19 protein-coding genes are annotated in these 20,511 nt (G+C 70.7%); 8 read left to right on the top strand and 11 right to left on the bottom strand.

What is annotated here, in order from left to right:
• The first annotated feature begins 1 nt into the window (after window position 1).
• Window positions 2-958, top strand: a complete 957-nt coding sequence (gene bla, locus ACWDZ4_RS08405; RefSeq protein WP_451507635.1) for a class A beta-lactamase — start codon at window positions 2-4, stop codon at window positions 956-958.
• An 86-nt stretch (window positions 959-1,044) separates the two neighbouring features.
• On the opposite strand, the gene ACWDZ4_RS08410 is transcribed toward bla, so the two are convergent.
• Complete coding sequence (locus ACWDZ4_RS08410; protein ID WP_451507636.1) at window positions 1,045-2,244, bottom strand: PucR family transcriptional regulator; 1,200 nt, start codon at window positions 2,242-2,244, stop codon at window positions 1,045-1,047.
• A gap of 182 nt (window positions 2,245-2,426) precedes the next feature.
• Here ACWDZ4_RS08410 and ACWDZ4_RS08415 point away from each other — a divergent pair, with 182 nt between their 5' ends.
• The 5 genes from ACWDZ4_RS08415 to ACWDZ4_RS08435 are packed head-to-tail and all read left to right on the top strand — an operon-like array spanning window position 2,427 to window position 7,233.
• Window positions 2,427-3,236, top strand: coding sequence for an ABC transporter ATP-binding protein (locus tag ACWDZ4_RS08415; protein WP_451507637.1), 810 nt, complete (start codon window positions 2,427-2,429; stop codon window positions 3,234-3,236).
• Entirely contained in the window at window positions 3,233-4,015 is a 783-nt protein-coding gene (locus tag ACWDZ4_RS08420; RefSeq protein WP_451507638.1) for an ABC transporter ATP-binding protein, read from the top strand. The genes ACWDZ4_RS08415 and ACWDZ4_RS08420 overlap by 4 nt, the downstream gene beginning before the upstream one ends.
• Window positions 4,012-4,902 carry a branched-chain amino acid ABC transporter permease gene (locus ACWDZ4_RS08425; RefSeq protein ID WP_451507639.1) on the top strand — a complete coding sequence of 297 codons (891 nt, stop codon included), beginning with the start codon at window positions 4,012-4,014 and terminating at the stop codon, window positions 4,900-4,902. The genes ACWDZ4_RS08420 and ACWDZ4_RS08425 overlap by 4 nt, the downstream gene beginning before the upstream one ends.
• Window positions 4,895-5,953 (top strand): branched-chain amino acid ABC transporter permease, encoded by a 1,059-nt coding sequence (locus ACWDZ4_RS08430; RefSeq protein WP_451507640.1) that lies wholly within the window; start codon window positions 4,895-4,897, stop codon window positions 5,951-5,953. The genes ACWDZ4_RS08425 and ACWDZ4_RS08430 overlap by 8 nt, the downstream gene beginning before the upstream one ends.
• A gap of 2 nt (window positions 5,954-5,955) precedes the next feature.
• Window positions 5,956-7,233: an ABC transporter substrate-binding protein gene (locus tag ACWDZ4_RS08435; RefSeq protein ID WP_451507641.1), complete on the top strand. Its 1,278-nt coding sequence runs from the start codon at window positions 5,956-5,958 to the stop codon at window positions 7,231-7,233.
• Window positions 7,234-7,308: 75 nt separating this feature from the next.
• Here ACWDZ4_RS08435 and pssA read toward each other — a convergent pair whose 3' ends face one another.
• The 9 genes from pssA to ACWDZ4_RS08480 all read right to left on the bottom strand — a co-directional run bounded on the left by pssA (window position 7,309) and on the right by ACWDZ4_RS08480 (window position 18,202).
• A complete protein-coding gene (gene pssA / locus ACWDZ4_RS08440; RefSeq protein ID WP_451507642.1) occupies window positions 7,309-8,157 on the bottom strand; it encodes a CDP-diacylglycerol--serine O-phosphatidyltransferase in 849 nt (282 codons plus the stop codon).
• Window positions 8,144-8,800, bottom strand: coding sequence for a phosphatidylserine decarboxylase (locus tag ACWDZ4_RS08445; protein WP_451507643.1), 657 nt, complete (start codon window positions 8,798-8,800; stop codon window positions 8,144-8,146). The genes pssA and ACWDZ4_RS08445 overlap by 14 nt, the downstream gene beginning before the upstream one ends.
• Window positions 8,801-8,970: 170 nt before the next feature.
• Window positions 8,971-10,176, bottom strand: coding sequence for an acyl-CoA dehydrogenase family protein (locus ACWDZ4_RS08450; RefSeq protein ID WP_451507644.1), 1,206 nt, complete (start codon window positions 10,174-10,176; stop codon window positions 8,971-8,973).
• Window positions 10,177-10,178: 2 nt separating this feature from the next.
• Complete coding sequence (locus ACWDZ4_RS08455) at window positions 10,179-10,724, bottom strand: MaoC family dehydratase (protein ID WP_451507645.1); 546 nt, start codon at window positions 10,722-10,724, stop codon at window positions 10,179-10,181.
• Window positions 10,725-10,726: 2 nt separating this feature from the next.
• Window positions 10,727-11,701, bottom strand: a complete 975-nt coding sequence (locus ACWDZ4_RS08460) for an HpcH/HpaI aldolase/citrate lyase family protein (RefSeq protein WP_451507646.1) — start codon at window positions 11,699-11,701, stop codon at window positions 10,727-10,729.
• Window positions 11,698-13,710, bottom strand: a complete 2,013-nt coding sequence (locus ACWDZ4_RS08465; protein WP_451507647.1) for a protein meaA — start codon at window positions 13,708-13,710, stop codon at window positions 11,698-11,700. The genes ACWDZ4_RS08460 and ACWDZ4_RS08465 overlap by 4 nt, the downstream gene beginning before the upstream one ends.
• Window positions 13,710-15,047, bottom strand: a complete 1,338-nt coding sequence (ccrA, locus tag ACWDZ4_RS08470) for a crotonyl-CoA carboxylase/reductase (RefSeq protein ID WP_451507648.1) — start codon at window positions 15,045-15,047, stop codon at window positions 13,710-13,712. Before ccrA ends, ACWDZ4_RS08465 begins: the two co-directional genes overlap by 1 nt.
• A gap of 451 nt (window positions 15,048-15,498) precedes the next feature.
• Complete coding sequence (locus tag ACWDZ4_RS08475) at window positions 15,499-16,341, bottom strand: TetR family transcriptional regulator (protein ID WP_451507649.1); 843 nt, start codon at window positions 16,339-16,341, stop codon at window positions 15,499-15,501.
• A gap of 79 nt (window positions 16,342-16,420) precedes the next feature.
• Window positions 16,421-18,202, bottom strand: coding sequence for a 3-hydroxyacyl-CoA dehydrogenase family protein (locus ACWDZ4_RS08480; RefSeq protein WP_451507650.1), 1,782 nt, complete (start codon window positions 18,200-18,202; stop codon window positions 16,421-16,423).
• A gap of 316 nt (window positions 18,203-18,518) precedes the next feature.
• Here ACWDZ4_RS08480 and ACWDZ4_RS08485 point away from each other — a divergent pair, with 316 nt between their 5' ends.
• Entirely contained in the window at window positions 18,519-19,127 is a 609-nt protein-coding gene (locus ACWDZ4_RS08485) for a HEAT repeat domain-containing protein (protein ID WP_451507651.1), read from the top strand.
• Here ACWDZ4_RS08485 and ACWDZ4_RS08490 read toward each other — a convergent pair.
• Complete coding sequence (locus ACWDZ4_RS08490) at window positions 19,076-19,639, bottom strand: N-acetyltransferase family protein (protein ID WP_451507652.1); 564 nt, start codon at window positions 19,637-19,639, stop codon at window positions 19,076-19,078. The two genes, ACWDZ4_RS08485 and ACWDZ4_RS08490, sit on opposite strands and share 52 nt — an antisense overlap.
• A gap of 346 nt (window positions 19,640-19,985) precedes the next feature.
• Between ACWDZ4_RS08490 and ACWDZ4_RS08495 the strand changes: the two genes are divergently transcribed.
• Window positions 19,986-20,429 (top strand): SRPBCC family protein, encoded by a 444-nt coding sequence (locus ACWDZ4_RS08495; protein WP_451507653.1) that lies wholly within the window; start codon window positions 19,986-19,988, stop codon window positions 20,427-20,429.
• Window positions 20,430-20,511 lie beyond the last annotated feature (82 nt).

The following is a 20,511-nucleotide window of genomic DNA, read 5'->3' on the forward strand; positions in this document are numbered from 1 at the left end:
CATGCAGCACACCCGTGCCCGGCGCGCCGTTCTCGGCGCGCTCGCCACGCTCGCCCTCGTCCCGCTCGTGGCCTGCGGCCAGGGCGACTCCCCGGCCTCGTCGTCTCCGCCCGTGAAGACGACGGAGCCGGGTGCGGCCGCGAGCCCGAACACGACCCCGAGTGCGGACGCGAAGCCGTTCGCCCGCGATTTCAAGGAACTCGAGCGCAAGTTCGATGCGCGGCTGGGCGTCTACGCCGTCGACACCGGCACCGGGCGCGAGGTGGCCTACAACGACGGCGAACGGTTCGCCTACGCCTCCACGTTCAAGGCGCTGGCCGCCGGTGCCGTGCTGCGCGAGCACTCCCTGAGCGGCCTGGACCAGGTGATCACGTACTCCAAGGACGATCTGGCCGCCCACTCTCCCGTGACCGGGAAGCATGTGGGGACCGGGATGACCCTGAGCGCGCTGTGCGACGCCGCCGTCCGCTTCAGCGACAACACCGCGGCCAACCTGCTCCTGGAGCGACTGGGCGGGCCCCACGGCCTGGACGCCGTACTCGAGGAGATCGGCGACGACGTCACCCGGATGGAGCGCCGCGAGCCGGAGCTGAACCAGTGGACTCCGGGCGCCACGCGTGACACGAGCACGCCGCGTGCGCTCGCCGGCGACCTGCGCGCGTTCGTTCTCGGAGACGTCCTCGGCAAGGGCGAACGCGCGCAGCTCACGAAGTGGCTGCGGGCCAACACCACCGGAGCCGAGCTCATCAGGGCCGGGATGCCCGAGAGCTGGGTGGTGGGCGACAAGACCGGAGCCGGCAGCACCTACGGCACCCGCAACGACATCGCCGTGGTGTGGCCCCCCGACGCCGCCCCCGTCGTCGTGGCGATCATGTCGAACCGCACCGAGGAAGACGCCGGCTACGACAACGAACTGATCGCGGAAGCGGCGTCCGTGGTCGCGGACACCCTGTCGTAGCAGGAGGCACGCGCCGCGGGGCGTGACGCGGGCGGCGCGGACGGACCGCCCGCGTCACGCATCACGGCCCGCCCCCGCCGTCCGCGTCACGCCCCGGACAGCCGGAACGCGTCCAGCGCCAGTGTCATCTCGATCAGGTCCCGCGGCCGGGACAGCGAACGGGACGTCAGCTGCTCAAGCCTGCGCAGCCGGTTGAACACCGTATTGCGGTGGCAGTACAGCCGGCCCGCCGTCCGCCCCGCCGACCCCTCGCACGACAGCCACGCGTCCAGCGTCTCCAGCAGCACCGCCCGGTCCGCCGCGTCCAGCTCCAGCAGCGTGCCGAACACGTCCGCCACCAGCCGCTCCGCCAGCTCCGGCTGGCTGACCACCAGGGCCGTCGGCATCCGCTCGTCCAGCCGTACGATCCCGGTCGCGTCCGGCGCGCAGGTCCGCAGCGCCAGATCCGCCAGCCGCCGGGCCTCGCCCAGCCCGGCGAGACCGTCCACCACCGGGCTGATGCCGCCCGGCCCGGGACAGCGCGCGGCGAGCAGCTCCGACAGCGCGGCCAGCGTCGTCTCCTCGCCCAGCGAGACGACCCCCACCTCGCAGTCCGTACGCATCCGCCAGATGAACCGCATCCCGGTCCCCTGGATGCGCCGGTGAAACGGCTCGCGCCCGTCCCGCCGCTCCAGCCGCAGCACCACCACCGCGTACCGCCCCTGCTCCGGCAGGTCGAGACCGGCCGCCGCGCGGGCCGCCAGCCCCGGTGATTCCTTGCCCTCCAACAGCGCGTCGAGAAGCGCCTGCAGCCGTTCGTCCGTACGGTGGCGCAGCTCGGCCTCGGTCGCCCGGTACGCCTCCGACGCGGTCGCGGTCTCCGCGTCCACCGCCGTGAACACCGTCGACGCGGCCCGCATCAGCACCGTGAGCTTCTCCGGGCCGCTCCCTTCCGCGCTCTCCAGCAGCGCGTCCCAGATCAGATAGCCCGCCTGCCGGTAGGAGTGCACCAGCAGCTCCAGCGGAAAGCCCTGCTGGGCCCGGCGCCGGCCCGTCCACTCCGCGTACTCCAGATCGCGGCGCGGCTGCGACTTCGGCGCGGAGATCGCCTCGATGCCGATCCGCATCGCCTGCTCGGTCTCCTGCCAGTGCTGGTCCTGGGACAGGACCTGCGCGTACAGCGCCGAGTGCGCGTGCAGCTCGCGCAGGTGCTGATCCACCAGCTCCGGCAGCCGGTCGAGCAGCGCCGTGCACGCCTCGGTCAGCACCGCCCAGTCGTGCCCCGTCCGTACTCTGCGGCCTCCCATGGGGCGAGAGCGTGCCATGAGCGGGGCTCTCTGCGACACCCCCTGACACGCGGTGTTGTGCGCGTGCACAACCGGTCGTACGTGTGGCTGGTCACCGGCAGCGGTTCGGTCGCCATCCGTGGACGGCGGGCGGCGACCGGTGCTGAGGTGAGCGCCACCGAACGGCCCGAGGAAGGGGTGCCATGACCGGCGCCGCATTGGAAATACGGGATCTGTCGGCGGGATACGGACCCGTGAGGGCGCTGCGACACGTGTCGCTCACGCTGCCCGAAGGGGCCGTGGTCGCCGTACTGGGCAGCAACGGAGCGGGCAAGTCCACGCTCCTGCGCGCCATCTCGCGCACGCTGTCGTTCCACGGCGGGGCGGTCACCGCGGGCACGGTCGCCTTCGCCGGCCGGCCGCTGACCGGTCTGTCCCCCGACCGGGTGGTGGCCGCGGGGCTCTGCCAAGTACCGGAAGGGCGCCAGGTGTTCGCGCGGATGACGGTCGCCGACAATCTGCGCGCGGGCGCTCTCGGCTCCACCGGCAACCGCGCCGCCCAGGCCGCCGCGCTGCGGCGCGTCCACGAGCTCTTCCCGGTCCTGGCCGAACGCGCCGGGCAGCGCGCCGGGCTGCTCTCCGGCGGCGAGCAGCAGATGCTCGCGGTCGCCAGGGCGCTGATGGCCGGACCGAGACTGCTGCTGCTCGACGAGCCCTCGCTCGGCCTCGCCCCGCTGATGGCACAGCGGATCGCCGAGACGATCACCGAGATCAACGCGCAGGGCACGGCCGTACTGCTCGTCGAGCAGAACGCCGCCATCGCGCTGCGCCTCGCCTCGCACGCGTACGTCCTCGACGTGGGCGAGGTCGTCCTGTCCGGGTCCGCCGACGAGCTCGCCGCCTCCGACGAGGTACGCCGCCGCTACCTGGGCGTGGTCGACGAGGACGCCGCCGCCGACGCCTCCGAGGCGGTGGCGGCCCACCGCACCCTCAGCGTCTGGGAGGGCAGATGAACACCGCGGCCCCGACGCTGGAAGTACGGGACCTGACCGTGCGGTTCGCCGGCCTGACCGCACTGGACGCCATCGGCTTCACCGTACGGCCGGGAACCGTGCACGCCGTCATCGGACCCAACGGCGCCGGCAAGTCCACCTGCTTCAACGTCCTCTCCGGCGTGTACCGGGCCACCTCCGGCAGCGTCCGCCTCGGCGGCCGGGAGCTGACCGGACTGCCGCCCCACCGCATCGCGGACCTCGGGATCGCCCGCACCTTCCAGAACCTCGCCCTGCCGCCCGGCGTCACCGTCGAGGACAGCCTGATGCTCGGCCGCCACCGGCTCACCCGCACCGGATTCGTCGCCGCCGGGCTGCGGCTCCCCTCCGCCGTACGGGAGGAGGCGGGGCACCGCGAACGCGTCCGGGAAATCGCCGCGTTCGTCGGCCTCGAAGACCAGCTCGCCCGGCCGGCGGGCACCTTGCCGTACGGGCAGCAGAAGCTCGCCGAGCTCGCCCGCGCCCTGTGCATGGAGCCCAAGGTCCTGCTCCTCGACGAGCCGGTCGCCGGAATGACCGCCGACGAACGCCGGGCCACCGCCGCCGTCGTCGCGGGCGTACGGGACAGCCTCGGTATCTCCATCGTGCTGGTGGAGCACGACATGGGGGTGGTGATGCGGCTCGCCGACACCGTGACCGTCCTCGACTTCGGTCGGCTGATCGCCGACGGAACGCCCGCCTCCGTCCAGTCCGACCCCGCCGTCGTCCGCGCCTACCTGGGAGAGGAGGCCGCTTCATGACCACCTTCGCCGAACTCCTCCTCAACGGGATCTCGATCGGTTCCGTCTACGCCCTGATCGCCCTCGGCTTCGTCGTGATCTTCCGTGCCACCGAGGTCGTCAACTTCGCCCACGCCTCGCTGCTGCTCGCCGGCGGCTACGTCACCGCCGTCCTGCACGACGACATCGGTTTCTGGCTCGCCCTGCTCGCCGGGATCGGCGGCGCGGCAGCGGTCGGCGCGGCGGTCGAGTTCCTGGTGATGCGCCGCTACCGGGGCTCCAACCACAGTGTCCTGGCCATCGTCACCATCGGCGTCGACATCCTCCTCACCACCGAGCTGACCCGCCGCATCGGCACCGACGTCCTCGCCCTGGGCGACCCCTGGGGCGACTCCGTCCTCACCGTCGGCGGGGTGACCGTCGCGCACACCCGCATCGCCGCGTTCGTCGCCGCGGGCCTGCTCATCACGGTCTTCCTGCTCGCCTTCCGCTTCACCTCCTGGGGCGTGGCGATGCGCGCCGCCGCCGAGAACTCCGAGACCGCCGCGCTGATGGGCGTACGCCTCGGCCGGGTCTCCCTCGGCGCCTGGGCCGTGGCGGGCGGACTCGCCGCCGTCGCCGCGCTCTTCCTGACGGTCTTCCCGACCCCGGGACTCGAACGCTCCACCTCGCTCGCCGCGATGAAGGCGTTCCCCGCCGCCATCCTCGGCGGCCTCGACTCCACCACCGGCGCCCTCGTCGGCGGCCTCCTCGTCGGCATCACCGAGTCGCTCGCCACCGGCTACCAGAGCGACCTCGCCTTCCTCGGGCGCGGCATCGGCGACCTGGCTCCGTACCTCGTCATGGTCGCGGTCCTGCTGGTCCGCCCGGCCGGTCTCTTCGGTACGAAGGAGCTGGCCCGTGTCTGACCCGGCCAAGCGGTTCCGCCGCCCGGCGCTGTGGACCGCCGGAGCGGTCCTGCTCCTCGCGCTGCCCTTCTACCTCGACCGGTTCTGGCTCCAGGCCGGGCTCTTCGCGATGGCCGCCGCCATCGGCGCCATCGGCCTCAACCTCCTCACCGGCGCCACCGGCCAGCTCTCCATGGGCCACGCCTTCTTCCTCGCCGTCGGCGCGTACGGCTACTGCGTCCTCGCCGGGGACTCCGCCGGCGGTCTCACCGGCCTGAACCTCCCCAGCTGGCTCGCCGCCGTCCTCGCGGTGGCGCTGGCCGGGGTCGCGGGCGGCCTCTTCAGCCCCATCTCCGGACGCCTCCAGGGCGCGTACCTCGGCATCGCCACCCTCGCGCTCATCTTCATCGGCCAGCACGTCCTCTTCAACGCGCACGACCTGACCGGCGGCTTCAACGGCCGCGACGTCCCCCCGCTCAGCCTCTTCGGCGTCACCTTCGACGAGTCCGAGCTGCTGGTGGCCGCCGTGCCCTTCGGTTCCGCCGAGAAGCTCTGGTACGTCGCCCTGCTCGCCCTGGCCGGCTGCGCCCTCTTCGCCCGCGGCGTGCTGCGCGGGCGCCCCGGCCGGGCCATGAACGCCATCCGCGACCACCGCATCGCCGCCGGGGTCATGGGGGTGCCCGTCGCCCGCTACCGGGCCGGGGTGTTCGTCCTCTCCTCCATGTACGCGGGTCTGGCGGGCGTCCTGCTCGCGCTGGTCTTCCAGCGGACCGTGCCGGAGTACTTCGGCATGATCCTGTCCCTCGAATATCTCGCCATGATCGTCATCGGCGGTCTCGGCTCGGTCGCGGGAGCGGTGGTGGGAGCCGTCTTCGTCTCCCTGCTGCCCCAGCTCCTCACCCGGTACAGCGACGCCCTGCCCCTGGTCTCCGCCCCCGGTACGGGCGGGGTCGCACCGGGCGAGGCGTCCCGGTACCTCTACGGCGCCGCCGTTGTCGCGGTGGTGCTCTTCCTGCCGGGCGGCCTGGTGCGGCCGGCCCTCCGGCGCAAGACAACAACCCCAGGGGAGTAACGATGACCACGCGCAAGCAGGTCACCAGGACCACTGCCGCCACGCTCGCCGCGCTGCTCGCTCTGACGGCGGCCGGGTGCAGCTCGAAGACGAAGGAAGGCGGCGAGAACGGCGACACGGCGGACGCCGGCGGGGTCAAGGCCGGCCAGGGCGTCACGGACAAGACGATCAAGCTCGGTGCGCTGACCGACATGACGGGCGTCTACGCCTCGCTCGGCAAGAGCGTCACCCAGGCCCAGCAGCTGTACGTGAAGAAGACCAACGCCGAGGGCGGCATCTGCGGCCGGAAGATCGAACTCACGGTCCGCGACCACGGCTACGACCCGCAGAAGGCCGTCTCCGGCTACACCGAGCTGTCACCGCGGGTCCTGGGCTTCACCCAGTTCATCGGCTCGCCCTTCGTCGCCGCGGTCAAGCAGCGCATCGACGGCCAGGACAAGGGCCTCGTCATCCCGCAGGCCTGGTCCACCTCGCTGCTCGGCAGTCCGTACGTCCGCGTCATCGGCAGTACGTACGACGTCGAGACGATCAACGCGATCGACTTCCTGATGAAGGACAAGGGCGTCGGGAAGGGCGACAGGATCGGCCACGTCTACTTCGAGGGCGACTACGGCGAGAACGCGCTCGCCGGGTCGCGGTACGCGGCGGAGCAGGCCGGGCTCACGATCGTCGAGCAGAAGATCAAGCCGACCGACAACGACATGACGGCCCAGGTCTCCGCGCTCAAGAAGGCCGGGGTCAAGGGCGTCGTCATCAGTGCGGGACCGCGCCAGGCCGCCTCGTTCGTCGGGGTCGCGGCGGCGGTCGGACTCCGGGCGCCGATCATCGGCAACAACTCGGCGTTCTCCCCGCAGCTGCTCGCGACCCAGGCGGGACCGGCACTGATGAAGAACTACTACGTCGCCAACCCCACCGAGCCGATCGGCACGGACACGCAGGACGCCAAGAAGCTCGTCGCCGACTACAAGGCGGCGTACCCCTCGGACGCGCTCGACAACGGCGTGGTGGCCGGCTGGACGGCGGCGTCGGTCTTCGGTGAGGCGCTGAAGAAGGCGTGCACGTCGAAGGACCTGACCCGGGAGGGCGTCGGCGAGGCCCTGCTGACGATCAACGCGTACGACTCGGGCTTCGGCACCACGCACGACTTCACCGACCCGAAGGCACCGTCCTCGCGCCAGACGGTCATCCTCCAGCCGGACAAGAACGTGACCGGCGGCACGAAGGTGGTGCGGGAAGCGGAGGTCTCGGAGGCCGCGAAGAGCTACACGCTCGGCGGCTGACAGCCCCGCGGAAGACACACGACTGCGGGCCCCGGGGACATCCCCGGGGCCCGCAGTCGTACGTACGCCGGACGCTTACGGCAGCTGCGCCGCACGCGCCACGCGGCGGTTGTCGCGGAACGTGTTCACCCGCCGCGCCGTCGCGAAGAGCGGGATCACCGCGCCCAGGACCACCTGGAGCGCGCAACCGGTCGCCAGCAGGACCTGGCCGCCCGGGGCGTCGAACGCCCAGGCCGCCAGCAGGCCCATCGCGCCCACGATCCAGGCGAGCATCGCCACAGCGAGGACGCCCCGCGGCTTCGGGTACTCGACCCGGCTCACCATCAGCCACGCGACGCCGATGATGGCGAGCAGCGTGGGGATGAAGGGGAGCTCCAGCAGCACGATCGAGACGACCGTCAGCGCGCCGAAGGGGCTCGGCATGCCCTGGAACATGCCGTCCTTCAGCGTCACGCAGGAGAATCTGGCGAGCCGCAGGACCACCGCCAGCAGCACCACGATCGCCGCCAGTGCCGAAACCCGCTGGTGGGCGTCGTCCGCGACCATTCCGTACACCAGCACGAAATAGGCCGGGGCGAGCCCGAAGCTGATCAGGTCGGAGAGGTTGTCCAGCTCCGCGCCCATCGGCGAGCTGCGCAGCTTGCGCGCCACGAGCCCGTCGCAGAGGTCGAAGATCGCCGCGAGGAGCATCAGGATCACGGCGGTCGCGGCGCTGTGCCGCGCCATGCCGGTCTCCTGGCTGCCCTGGAGGTGCGGGATGAGGATTCCGGTGGTGGTGAAGTACACCGCCATGAACCCGCACGTCGCGTTGCCGAGGGTGAGCGTGTCCGCTATCGACAGCCGCAGAGAGAGCGGCATGTCCTCGGCGTCGGTCTCGTCCTCCGGCACCCAGCCGGCCTGTGTCTCGGGATCAGTCACGGTCAATGCGAGTCACCCCCGCGGTGGTGACCTGACCGACCTCGACATCGACCTCTACACCCTCGGGGAGGTAGAGGTCGACGCGCGAGCCGAAGCGGATCAGGCCGATGCGCTCGCCCTGCTCGACCTTCGTGCCCTGCGGCACGTACGGAACGATGCGACGCGCGACCGCGCCGGCGATCTGCACCATCTCGATGTCACCGAGCTCGGTGTCGAAGTGCCAGACGACGCGCTCGTTGTGCTCGCTCTCCTTGTTGAACGCCGGAACGAACCCGCCGGGGATGTGCTCGACCGACGTCACCGTGCCCGCGAGGGGCGCGCGGTTCACGTGGACGTTCAGCGGGCTCATGAAGATCGCGACGCGGGTACGCCCGTCCTTCCACGGCATGATGCTCTGCACCACTCCGTCGGCCGGGGAGATGACCCGGCCCTGGGTGATTTCGCGCTCGGGATCGCGGAAGAACCACAGCATGCCCGCCGCGAGCGCGGTGGTGGGCACGGCGACGGCGGCCCAGCGGCCGGACTTGCGGGCCCGGGCCAGGCTGAGCGCCGCGGTGGCGACGGTCGGCAGAAGCCACGGCGATGCTCCGCGAGCAAGGCGTCCCTGGAGGAGGCCGTCGCGTGATGCAGAGGTTTGGCTGTGGGGCATGGATGACCTTCGTAGCGGATGATGCCGCGCTGGCAACAGGGGGACGGCGGCTTACCGGCGATGGTAGCGGTTGCGGGGCGCAACTGGGCAAGCCAGAAGACGAGTCGGAGGCCTGAAGACGATGACAGGGTGTGATCTTTTTCGCGGCCATTTCCCCCCGAAAGGGGCAATCAGCCCTGGAACCGGTACTCTTCGAGCAGTCGCCGACCGATGATCATTTTCTGGATCTCGGCGGTACCTTCACCGATGAGCAGCATCGGCGCCTCGCGGTAGAGACGCTCGATCTCGTACTCCTTCGAGAACCCGTAGCCGCCGTGGATACGGAAGGCGTCCTCGACGACTTCCTTGCAGTATTCGGAGGCGAGGTACTTCGCCATCCCTGCCTCTAGGTCGTTTCGTTCCCCGGAGTCCTTTTTGCGTGCTGCATTCACCATCATGGCATGGGCGGCCTCGACCTTGGTAGCCATCTCGGCCAGCTTGAACTGAATGGCCTGGTGCTGGGCGATCGGCTTGCCGAAAGTGTGACGTTGCTGGGCGTACGAGACACCCAGCTCGAATGCGCGCTGCGCGACACCGCAACCACGTGCCGCCACGTTGACGCGGCCGACCTCCACGCCGTCCATCATTTGGTAAAACCCTCGGCCGGTTGCCCCGCCGAGTACACGATTGGCCGGAATGCGCAGTCCGTCCATGATCAGCTCGGTGGTGTCGACACCCTTGTAGCCCATCTTGTCGATCTTCCCGGGGATGGTCAGGCCGGGACGGACCTCGCCGAAGCCCGGTTCCTTCTCCACCAGGAAGGTCGTCATCTGCTTGTGCGGGGCCGTGCCCTCGGGGAGACCCTCGTCACTGCGGCACAGCACCGCGACGAGCGTGGACGAGCCGCCGTTCGTCAGCCACATCTTCTGGCCGTTCAGGACGTACTCGTCACCGTCCTTCACGCCCTTGGACGTGATGGCCGACACGTCGGAGCCGAGCGCCGGCTCCGACATCGAGAACGCGCCGCGCACCTCGCCCAGCGCCATGCGCGGCAGGAACGTGTCCTTCTGCTCCTGGGTGCCGTGCTGCTTGAGCATGTACGCCACGATGAAGTGGGTGTTGATGATCCCGGAGACGCTCATCCAGCCACGGGCTATCTCCTCGACGCACAGCGCGTAGGTGAGGAGGGACTCGCCCAGGCCGCCGTACTCCTCGGGGATCATCAGTCCGAAGAGCCCCAGCTCCTTGAGACCCTCGACGATCTCCGTCGGGTACTCGTCGCGGTGCTCAAGCTCGGTCGCGACAGGGATGATCTCCTTGTCGACGAAGTTCCTGACGGTGGCCAGGATCTCCTGCTGGATGTCGGTCAGACCGGCGGTCTGGGCGAGACGGGCCATGATTACTTCTCCTGGGACTTCGGCTCCGGGCGGCCGGGCTGCTCTCCCCCGAGGTCTGAACGACCGGGGAGGGACCCCCTTCCGCGCTCCTTGATGTACGTCTCGGTCGGGACCATCACCTTGCGCCGGAAGACGCAGACGACGGTGCCGTCCTGCTTGTAGCCCTTCGTCTCGACGTAGACGATGCCGCGGTCGCTCTTGGACCTCGACGGCGTCTTGTCCAGGACGGTCGTCTCGCCGTAGATCGTGTCGCCGTGGAAGGTCGGCGCGATGTGCTTGAGCGACTCGACCTCCAGGTTGGCGATGGCCTTCCCGGACACGTCCGGGACCGACATGCCGAGCAGCAGCGAGTAGATGTAGTTGCCGACGACGACGTTCTTGCCGAAGTCGGTCGTCTTCTCGGCGTAGTTGCTGTCCATGTGCAGCGGGTGGTGGTTCATGGTCAGCAGGCAGAAGAGGTGGTCGTCGTACTCCGTGACCGTCTTCCCGGGCCAGTGCTTGTAGACGGCGCCGACCTCGAACTCCTCGTACGTGCGTCCGAACTGCATGATCAGGCCTCCGGAGCTTCGAACGTGGAGGTGCGCCGCATGCCGGCCGCGCGTCCCTTGCCGGAGATGACGAGCGCCATCTTGCGGCTCGCCTCGTCGATCATCTCGTCACCGAGCATCGCGGAACCCTTCTTGCCGCCCGCCTCGGAGGTGTAGTAGTCGTACGCGTCCAGGATCAGCTCCGCGTGGTCGAAGTCCTCCTGCGACGGCGAGAAGATCTCGTTCGCGGCGGCGACCTGGTCCGGGTGCAGCACCCACTTGCCGTCGAAGCCCAGGGCGGCGGCCCGCTGCGCGACCGCGCGGTAGCCCTCCTGGTTGCGGATCTGCAGGTAGGGACCGTCGATGGCCTGGAGATTGTGCGTACGGGCCGCCATCAGGATGCGCATCAGGATGTAGTGGTAGGCGTCCGCCGGGTAGCCGGGCGGCTGCTCGCCCACGACCAGCGACTTCATGTTGATCGACGCCATGAAGTCGGCCGGGCCGAAGATGATCGTCTCGACGCGCGGCGAGGCGGCCGCGATCGCGTCGACGTTGACCAGGCCCTTGGCGTTCTCGATCTGCGCCTCGATGCCGATCTTGCCGACCTCGAAGCCCATCGTCTTCTCGATCTGCGTCAGCAGGAGGTCCAGTGCCACGACCTGCTGCGCGTCCTGGACCTTCGGCAGCATGATGCAGTCGAGGTTCTGGCCCGCGCCCTCCACCACCGTGACGACGTCGCGGTACGTCCACTCGGTGGTCCAGTCGTTGACGCGCACGACCCTGGTCTTGCCCGTCCAGTCGCCCTCGTTGAGGAACTTCACGATGGTGTGCCGGGCCTCGGGCTTGGCGAGCGGCGCGCACGCGTCCTCCAGGTCCAGGAAGACCTGGTCGGCCGGCAGGCCCTGGGCCTTCTCCAGGAAGCGCGGGTTCGAGCCCGGTACGGCGAGGCAGGAGCGGCGCGGGCGCAGCCGGTCGACGGCGGGCGTGGGCGTGGTCATGCGGAGACCTCCAGGGGGTCGAGCTTGTTCGCTGTGCGGATCTCGTCGACGATACGGCCGATGATCTCCGTGATGCCGAAGTCCTTCGGGGTGAAAACCGCGGCCACTCCGGCGGCCCGCAGCGCCTCGGCGTCCGCCGGCGGGATGATCCCGCCCGCGATCACCGGAATGTCGGTGGCGCCCGCCTCGCGCAGGCGCACGAGAACGTCCGGCACCAGCTCGGCGTGCGAGCCGGACAGGATGGACAGACCGACGCAGTGCACGTCCTCCGCGAGGGCGGCGCTCACGATCTGCTCGGGGGTGAGCCTGATGCCCTGGTAGACCACCTCGAAGCCCGCGTCGCGGGCCCGCACGGCGATCTGCTCGGCGCCGTTGGAGTGACCGTCCAGGCCGGGCTTGCCGACCAGCAGGCGCAGCCGTCCCGAGCCGAGTTCGCCGGCCGTACGGGCCACCTTCTCCCGTACGTACGCGAGCGGGGTGCCGGCCTCGGCGGTGACCGCGACCGGGGCGCTGCTCACGCCCGTCGGCGCGCGGAACTCGCCGAAGACGTCCCGCAGCGCCCAGGACCACTCGCCGGTGGTGACGCCCGCGCGGGCGCACTCGACCGTGGGCCCCATCAGGTTCCCGGTGCCCGCCGCGGCCTTCTTGAGGGCCGCCAGGGCCTCGGAGGCGCGGGCCTCGTCGCGGTTGTCGCGCCACTCGTGGAGCTTGGCGACGACGCGGGCCTCGTTGGCCGGATCGACCGTCATGATCGCCCCGTCCAGATCCGCGGTGAGCGGGCTGGGCGCGGTCGACTCGTAGCAGTTGACGCCGACGATCTTCTCCTCGCCCGACTCGATGCGCGCGCGGCGCTCCGCGTGCGAGGAGACCAGCTGCGACTTGAGGTAGCCGGACTCGACGGCCGCCATCGCGCCGCCCATCTCCGCGATGCGGTCCATCTCGGCGCAGGACTCGGCGACCAGCGCCTCCACCTTGGCCTCGATGACGTGCGACCCCGCGAAGATGTCCTCGTACTCCAGCAGGTCGCTCTCCAGGGCGAGCACCTGCTGGATGCGCAGCGACCACTGCTGGTCCCAGGGGCGGGGCAGGCCCAGCGCCTCGTTCCAGGCGGGGAGCTGCACGGCGCGGGCGCGGGCGTCCTTGGAGAGGGTGACGGCCAGCATCTCCAGGACGATGCGCTGGACGTTGTTCTCCGGCTGCGCCTCGGTCAGACCCAGGGAGTTGACCTGCACGCCGTAGCGGAAGCGGCGCTGCTTGGCGTCCTCGATGCCGTACCGCTCGCGGGTGATCTGGTCCCAGATGCGGCCGAAGGCCCGCATCTTGCACATCTCCTCGACGAAGCGGACGCCCGCGTTCACGAAGAAGGAGATGCGGGCGACGACGTCCCCGAACTTCTCCGGCTCCACCTGCCCGCTGTCGCGTACGGCGTCGAGGACGGCGATCGCCGTGCTCATGGCGTACGCGATCTCCTGGACCGGCGTGGCGCCGGCCTCCTGGAGGTGGTAGCTGCAGATGTTGATCGGGTTCCACTTGGGGATGTGGTTCACCGTGTAGGTGATCATGTCCGTCGTCAGGCGCAGGCTGGGCACCGGCGGGAAGACGTGCGTCCCGCGCGACAGGTACTCCTTGACGATGTCGTTCTGCGTCGTCCCCTGGAGCCTGGTGATGTCGGCGCCCTGCTCCTCCGCCACCACCTGGTACATCGCCAGCAGCCACATGGCGGTGGCGTTGATGGTCATCGAGGTGTTCATCTGCTCCAGGGGGATGTCCTGGAACAGCCGCCGCATGTCACCGAGATGGGAGACCGGGACCCCGACCCGGCCGACCTCGCCGCGGGCGAGGACGTGGTCGGGGTCGTAGCCGGTCTGCGTCGGAAGGTCGAACGCGACCGACAGGCCGGTCTGGCCCTTGGCGAGGTTGTTGCGGTACAGCTCGTTGGACGCCTCGGCGGTCGAGTGACCGGCGTACGTCCGCATGAGCCAGGGCCGGTCCTTCCGACGCTCGCCCATCAGATGTTCCGGAAGCGGTTGATGGCGTCGATGTGCTGCTCGCGCAGCTCGTGGTTGCGCACACCGAGGCCCTCACGGGGCGCCAGCGCCAGCACGCCGACCTTGCCCTGGTGCAGGTTGCGGTGGACGTCGTACGCGGCCTGGCCGGTGTCCTCCAGCGAGTACACCTTCGAGAGCGTCGGGTGGATCCTGCCCTTGGCGATCAGGCGGTTGGCCTCCCACGCCTCGCGGTAGTTGGCGAAGTGCGAGCCGATGATGCGCTTCAGCGACATCCACAGGTAGCGGTTGTCGTACTCGTGCATGTAGCCCGAGGTCGAGGCGCAGGTGGTGATCGTGCCGCCCTTGCGGGTGACGTACACGGACGCGCCGAAGGTCTCGCGGCCGGGGTGCTCGAAGACGATGTCGATGTCCTCGCCGCCGGTGAGCTCGCGGATGCGCTTGCCGAAGCGCTTCCACTCCTTGGGGTCCTGGGTGTGCTCGTCCTTCCAGAACGTGTAGCCCTCGGCGCTGCGGTCGATGATCGCCTCGGCGCCCATCGCGCGGCAGATGTCCGCCTTCTGGTCGCTGGAGACGACACAGATCGGGTTGGCGCCGCCGGCCAGTGCGAACTGGGTGGCGTACGAGCCGAGTCCGCCGCTCGCGCCCCAGATCAGCACGTTGTCGCCCTGCTTCATGCCGGCGCCGTTGCGCGAGACGAGCTGGCGGTACGCCGTCGAGTTGACCAGGCCGGGGGCCGCCGCCTCCTCCCAGCTGAGGTGGTCGGGCTTGGGCATCAGCTGGTTGGACTTGACGAGTGCGATCTCCGCCAGGCCGCCGAAGTTGGTCTCGAAGCCCCAGATGCGCTGCTCGGGGTCGAGCATCGTGTCGTTGTGGCCGTCGGAGGACTCCAGCTCGACGGACAGGCAGTGCGCGACGACCTCGTCGCCGGGCTTCCAGGCGTTCACGCCGGGGCCGGTGCGCAGGACGACGCCCGCGAGGTCGGAGCCGATGACGTGGTACGGGAGGTCGTGGCGCTTGCTCAGGTCGCTGAGCCTGCCGTACCGCTCCAGGAAGCCGAACGTCGACACCGGCTCGAAGATCGAGGTCCAGACGGAGTTGTAGTTGACCGAGCTGGCCATGACCGCGACCAGGGCCTCGCCCGGCCCGAGCTCGGGCACCGGCACGTCCTCGACGTGGAGGGACTTGCGGGGGTCCTTGTCCCGGCTGGCGACGCCGGCGAACATCTCGGCCTCGTCCTTGTGCACGGTCACCGCGCGGTACGACTCGGGGACGGACAGGGCGGCGATGTCTGCCGCGGTGCTGTCCTGCGACTGGATCGCGTCCAGGATTTCCTTCACGGGGGGGCCTCCGGCGGATGGGGTCTCCCCTGCTCGAGCGCAGTCGAGAGCCAGGGGATGCGTTGTCTGACCACAACGCTTCGAGGGGAAACGTCGGGGTGCTGCTGTGGAGGTGTGCCGTCGGTTCGGCGGTGGTGCGGGTGTTCGGCAGCGCGGGTAGCGCGGGAGGTTGCCTGTGACGCAGGCGTCCGGGCGCGCAGGCACATGGCTTGCGGGGACAGCCGGCGTACGGGAGATCACTGCACGCCGGCCGCCCGGACAACATCAACGTATGACACCCCGTGCCACGTGACAAGACACTGAGTGCCAACAATTTCTCTCACTTGTCACCTCGCCGTCACATATGAGCGATGATCGATCGATTGGCTTCATCACAGCACGCGAAGACGCCGCCCGCCTCCCGGCTTACGGGGGGCGGACGGCGTCTTCGTCCAGGGGCGGAGCCGCCTGGTCAGTTCTGCTTGAGTGCTCGCTCGATCGTGCGCATGACCTCGTCCAGGGGCGCGTCCGTGCGGGCCACCGCCACCAGCACGTCACCGTTCACCGAGGCCGACGCCGACTGCGCCGGCTTCGGGCGGGCCGTCGAGCGGCCCGCGCCGATGCCGGTGCCGAAGGTGTCGCGGACGATCGAGAACGCGTGGTCCAGCTGCGCCTCCACGTCGCCCTGGCCGCCCGCCCGCAGCCACCGCCGCAGTACGTGGTTGTGGGCCGTCACCACGGCGGAGGCGGCCACCTCCGCCAGCAGCGGGTCGTCGTTGTCGTCGTGGTGGTCGTGCTCGTCGAAGTGGCCCAGCAGGTAGCGCGTGAACAGCCGCTCGTAGCGGGCCACCGAGGCGATCTCCGCCTCGCGGAGCGTGGGGACCTCACGGGTGAGCTTGTAGCGGGCGACGGAGACCGCGGGGGACGCCGCGTACATCCGCATGACTTCCTTGATGCCCCGGCAGACGGTGTCGAGCGGGTGCTCGTGCGGGGACGCCGCGTTGAGGACCGCCTCGGCGCGCACCAGCGTGTCGTCGTGGTCCGGGAAGATCGCCTCTTCCTTGGAGCGGAAGTGCCGGAAGAAGGTCCGGCGGGCGACCCCGCCGGCGGCGGCGATCTCGTCGACGGTCGTCGCCTCGTACCCCTTCGTCGCGAACAGCTCCATCGCCGCGGCCGACAGCTCACGGCGCATCTTGAGCCGCTGAGCCGCCGCGCGGCTGCCCGCGGAGCTTTCGGGCGCGTCGGACGCGGAGCTCGTACGGGACGGCCGTCGGGGGGAGTCAGCGGGCTCGGACATGCTCCGAACGTACTGCATCTGCGCAGGAGAGCGCGCCTGTGGGTGCGGACCGCCGGCCGGCTCCAGCAGTCCGCCCCATCCGGTCACACCCTCCTGCTCAGCGCCCGGCATACTCCCGGAAGCCGCGTCCCGTCTTGCGGCCGAGGCAGCCGGCCGCCACCAGGTGTTCGAGCAGCGGCGCCGGGGCCAGGCCCGGGTCGCGGAACTCGCGGTGCAGGACCCGCTCGATGGCGAGGGAGACGTCGAGGCCGACCACGTCGAGGAGCTCGAAGGGGCCCATCGGGTAACCGCCGCCCAGCTTCATCGCGGCGTCGATGTCGTCCAGCGACGCGTAGTGCTGCTCGACCATCTTGACCGCGTTGTTCAGGTACGGGAAGAGCAGCGCGTTCACGATGAACCCGGCCCGGTCGCCGCAGTCCACGGGGTGCTTGCGGATCTTCCCGCACACCTCGCGGACGGTCGCGTGGACCTCGTCCGAGGTGAGGACGGTACGGACCACCTCGACCAGCTTCATCGCGGGCGCCGGGTTGAAGAAGTGCATCCCGACGACGTCCTGGGGGCGCGAGGTCGCGCGGGCGCAGGCGACGACGGGCAGCGAGGACGTGGTCGTGGCGAGCACCGCGCCCGGCTTGCAGACCTTGTCGAGCGTCGCGAAGAGCTGCTGCTTGACCTCCAGGTCCTCCGCGACCGCCTCCACCGCCAGATCGACGTCGGCGAACGCATCGAGCGAGTCGGCGGGAGCGACCCTGCCCAGGGCCTCCTCGCGCGCCTCGGCCGTCATCCGGCCCTTGTCGACAGAGCGGGAAAGGGACTTGGCGATACGGGCCTTCGCCTTCTCCGCCTTCTCCTGGCTCCGGGCCGCGAGCACCACGCCGTACCCGGCCTTCGCGAACACCTCCGCGATGCCGGACGCCATGGTCCCGGAGCCGGCGACCCCCACCGACCGCACCGGCCGCCCGACGGCGGCGTCCGCGGACTCCCGGGGGGTGAGCGCGTCGGGCACCACGTCCTGGCTGCCGGCCGCCGCGTACGTGTAGAAGCCGCGGCCCGACTTGCGCCCGTTCAGCCCCGCCTCGCTGAGCTGCTTCAGGACGGGGGCGGGCGCGTGCAGCCGGTCGTGGGACTCGGAGTACATCGCCTCCAGGACGGTGCGGGCCGTGTCGACACCGATCAGGTCGAGCAGGGCGAGGGGGCCCATCGGCAGGCCGCAGCCCAGCCGCATCGCGGCGTCGATGTCCTCGCGGGAGGCGTACTTGGCCTCGTACATCGCGGCGGCCTGGTTGAGGTAGCCGAAGAGCAGGCCGTCGGCGACGAAACCGGGCCGGTCGCCGATCGCGACCGGCTCCTTGCCCAGATCCCGGGCGAGCGCGGTGACGGCCTCGACCGCCTGCGGCGCGGTGAGCACCGAGGAGACGATCTCGACCAGCTTCATCGCGGGCGCCGGGTTGAAGAAGTGCAGGCCCAGCACGCGCTCGGGACGCGCCGAGTCGGCGGCGAGACGGGTCACGGACAACGCGTTCGTGCCGGTCGCCAGGACCGTCGTGGGGCGCACGACGGCGTCCAGGGCGCGGAAGACCTGCTGCTTGGCCTCGTACGACTCGGGCACGACCTCGATCACGAGATCGGCCTCCGCGACGGCCTGGAGGTCGGAGAAGGTACGGAAACGGGCGAGGGCGTCGCGCCGCTCCTCGCCGGTCATGCGCCCACGCTCCACCGCGCGGGCGGTGGAGGCTTCGAGGGAGGAGACGGCCTGCCGGGCGGCCGCTTCGCTGATGTCGACGCCGATGACTTCGCGGCCGGCGCGGGCGAGGACCTCGGCGATGCCGGTGCCCATGGTGCCGAGACCGATCACGCCGACAGTACGGAGAGGGATGTCCATCACGGGACTCCAGAGAATGAGTGACGACTGAGGGGCGCACGGCGCGGGGAAGTCGCGAATCGCGTGCGGAAAGCACAGGTCGTAGTGCGGGGGCCGACGGACTCTGTCCCGGAGTCACGTCGCGGAGGAAAACACCGAACCGACAAAGCACTCGGGGCGGCTGCGTCACCAGGCCGCCATGAGGTGATCAATCAGCGGGGGGTGGCCCGCTCACTTGAGGGTAACCGGCCAGTAACGAGCGCGCCAGACCTGGAGGGACCCGGCGAGATGTGATCTGGGACGCCCGGTGTGTCCCTACCGCTTATACGCTGACGCCATGGACGAGGAGCTGCGGTCGCTCATGGACCGGGTGCGGGGCGAGGCACGGGACGGGGCGGGCGCGGGGACGGATGCCGGGGCGGGCGCAGGGGCGGGCGGCCCGTACGAGCGGCTGTTCGCCACCGAGGACCTGGACGAGCTCGCCCTGGTGCTCACCGAGGCCGAACGGCCCCTGTGGGCCCGCGAGACCGCCGCCTTCCGCCTCGGCTGCGCCGGTGACCGGCGGGCCTTCGAGACGCTGGTGCTGCTCCTCAACCACCGTGACCCCGAGCGGTGCGTCACCGCCGCGTACGCGCTGGCGCGCCTCGGCGACCCGCGCACCGCCCGCGCCGCCGCCGCGCTCGCCACCAACCCGCTGCGCACCGCGTACGCCCTGCACCCGGTGCGGCTGCTCACCGAGCTCCGGGCGCCCGAGACCGTACCCGCGCTGATCACCACCCTGCGCGGGCTGCTCGCCCCCGCGAACCCCCACTGGCGGGTGGCGCTCGCCTGCGTCGAGGGCCTGGGGAAGCTGCGGGACGCGCGGGCGCGTCCGGTGCTCGAAGCGGCGCTGGGTCACCCGCGCCTGACCGCCGCCGCGTCCGCCGCGCTCAGCCGCCTCGCGTAGCGCGTCTCGGGGACGGCGACGCCCCGCACGTCGAAGGACGCCTCGGCGCCGTCCGGCACGAAACCCGCCTTCTCGTAGAAGCGGCGGGCGAGGGCGTTCTCCGTGAGGACCCACAGCAGCATGCGCGGGTGGCCGTCGGCGGCGGCGCGGGCGAGCAGTTCGGCCGTCAGGGCGCGGCCGGCGCCGGCCGAGCGGTGCCCGGGCAGGACGTAGAGGGCGTACAGCTCGGCGTCGGCGGTGGGCTCTCCCTCGTCGCGGTACGGCCCGTAGCAGCCCCAGCCGATCACCTGGCCGTCGCGCTCGGCGACCACATCGCGGCCCGCGCCTTCGCCCGCGCTCTCGACGAGATGCGCGCGCCGCCGCCCGGCGTCCTCCTCGACGCTCATCGCGTCGAGGTGGGCCTGGGGAACCATCCCGGCGTACGCCGACTGCCACCCCCGCACCCGCACGCGGGCGACGGCCTCGCAGTCGTCGGTGGTCATGTCCCGCAGGTGTATGCCGCCGCTGTCCATGGGGCCGCACTTTAACCAGGGCCGGGCGGGCGGAGCCGCCGGGCGATGCCACGGACCGGCCGGTGCCCCGACGGGGACTCGGGCGCTGCCGGCGTGCGGCGGCGACGTCCCTTCGCCCGCCGGCAGCGGTCCGCGTCGTCTGCCTCACGTGACGGCCGGTACTCATACCCCCGTCCAGCAGGCGGACTGTCGACTCGTTCTGCCGCCGCCCCCCGGCTCGCACAGGCAGAAGGGCCCGCCGCGGGGCCGCCGGCGCGTCTTCGCCGAGGTCCCGATTTTGGGCGGCCGCACCGGAGGTGGTTGGGTAAGCCGCACCCTTGAAAACCCAAGTGCTGGAGGAACAGGCATGGCGCAGGTCGAGGCCACCACGGAGCGGATCATCGCGGCGGATGCGGAGACGGTGTTCGACACGCTGGCCGACTACAGCGGCGCGCGCGGAAAGCTCCTGCCCGAGCACTTCTCCGAGTACGAGGTGCGCGAGGGCGGCGACGGCGAGGGCACCCTCGTGCACTGGAAGCTCCAGGCCACCAGCAAGCGCGTCCGCGACTGTCTGCTCGAGGTGACCGAGCCGACCGACGGGCAGCTCGTCGAGAAGGACCGCAACTCGTCCATGGTCACCACCTGGACCGTCACCCCGGCCGGCGAGGGCAGGTCGAAGGCCGTCGTCACCACCGTCTGGGACGGCGCCGGCGGCATCGGCGGCTTCTTCGAGAAGACCTTCGCGCCCAAGGGCCTCGGCCGGATCTACGACGTCCTGCTCGCCAACCTCGCCGCCGAGGTCGAGAAGTAGCCCGTCACCGGTTCGAGTGGTCTTCCCCGCGCGCCGGTTGTGCGCCGCAGGGGCTCCCACCGGGGGTGAAGCCGCCCGCGTA

It is taken from the genome of Streptomyces sp. NPDC003016, assembly GCF_053591455.1.

Coding starts and splice junctions, on each gene's coding strand:
- bla (WP_451507635.1), top strand. CDS start 2: ATGCAGCACACCCGTGCCCGGCGCGCCGTTCTCGGCGCGCTCGCCACG.
- ACWDZ4_RS08410 (WP_451507636.1), bottom strand. CDS start 2,244: ATGGGAGGCCGCAGAGTACGGACGGGGCACGACTGGGCGGTGCTGACC.
- ACWDZ4_RS08415 (WP_451507637.1), top strand. CDS start 2,427: ATGACCGGCGCCGCATTGGAAATACGGGATCTGTCGGCGGGATACGGA.
- ACWDZ4_RS08420 (WP_451507638.1), top strand. CDS start 3,233: ATGAACACCGCGGCCCCGACGCTGGAAGTACGGGACCTGACCGTGCGG.
- ACWDZ4_RS08425 (WP_451507639.1), top strand. CDS start 4,012: ATGACCACCTTCGCCGAACTCCTCCTCAACGGGATCTCGATCGGTTCC.
- ACWDZ4_RS08435 (WP_451507641.1), top strand. CDS start 5,956: ATGACCACGCGCAAGCAGGTCACCAGGACCACTGCCGCCACGCTCGCC.
- ACWDZ4_RS08445 (WP_451507643.1), bottom strand. CDS start 8,800: ATGCCCCACAGCCAAACCTCTGCATCACGCGACGGCCTCCTCCAGGGA.
- ACWDZ4_RS08450 (WP_451507644.1), bottom strand. CDS start 10,176: ATGGCCCGTCTCGCCCAGACCGCCGGTCTGACCGACATCCAGCAGGAG.
- ACWDZ4_RS08455 (WP_451507645.1), bottom strand. CDS start 10,724: ATGCAGTTCGGACGCACGTACGAGGAGTTCGAGGTCGGCGCCGTCTAC.
- ACWDZ4_RS08460 (WP_451507646.1), bottom strand. CDS start 11,701: ATGACCACGCCCACGCCCGCCGTCGACCGGCTGCGCCCGCGCCGCTCC.
- ACWDZ4_RS08465 (WP_451507647.1), bottom strand. CDS start 13,710: ATGGGCGAGCGTCGGAAGGACCGGCCCTGGCTCATGCGGACGTACGCC.
- ACWDZ4_RS08475 (WP_451507649.1), bottom strand. CDS start 16,341: ATGCAGTACGTTCGGAGCATGTCCGAGCCCGCTGACTCCCCCCGACGG.
- ACWDZ4_RS08480 (WP_451507650.1), bottom strand. CDS start 18,202: ATGGACATCCCTCTCCGTACTGTCGGCGTGATCGGTCTCGGCACCATG.
- ACWDZ4_RS08485 (WP_451507651.1), top strand. CDS start 18,519: ATGGACGAGGAGCTGCGGTCGCTCATGGACCGGGTGCGGGGCGAGGCA.
- ACWDZ4_RS08490 (WP_451507652.1), bottom strand. CDS start 19,639: ATGGACAGCGGCGGCATACACCTGCGGGACATGACCACCGACGACTGC.
- ACWDZ4_RS08495 (WP_451507653.1), top strand. CDS start 19,986: ATGGCGCAGGTCGAGGCCACCACGGAGCGGATCATCGCGGCGGATGCG.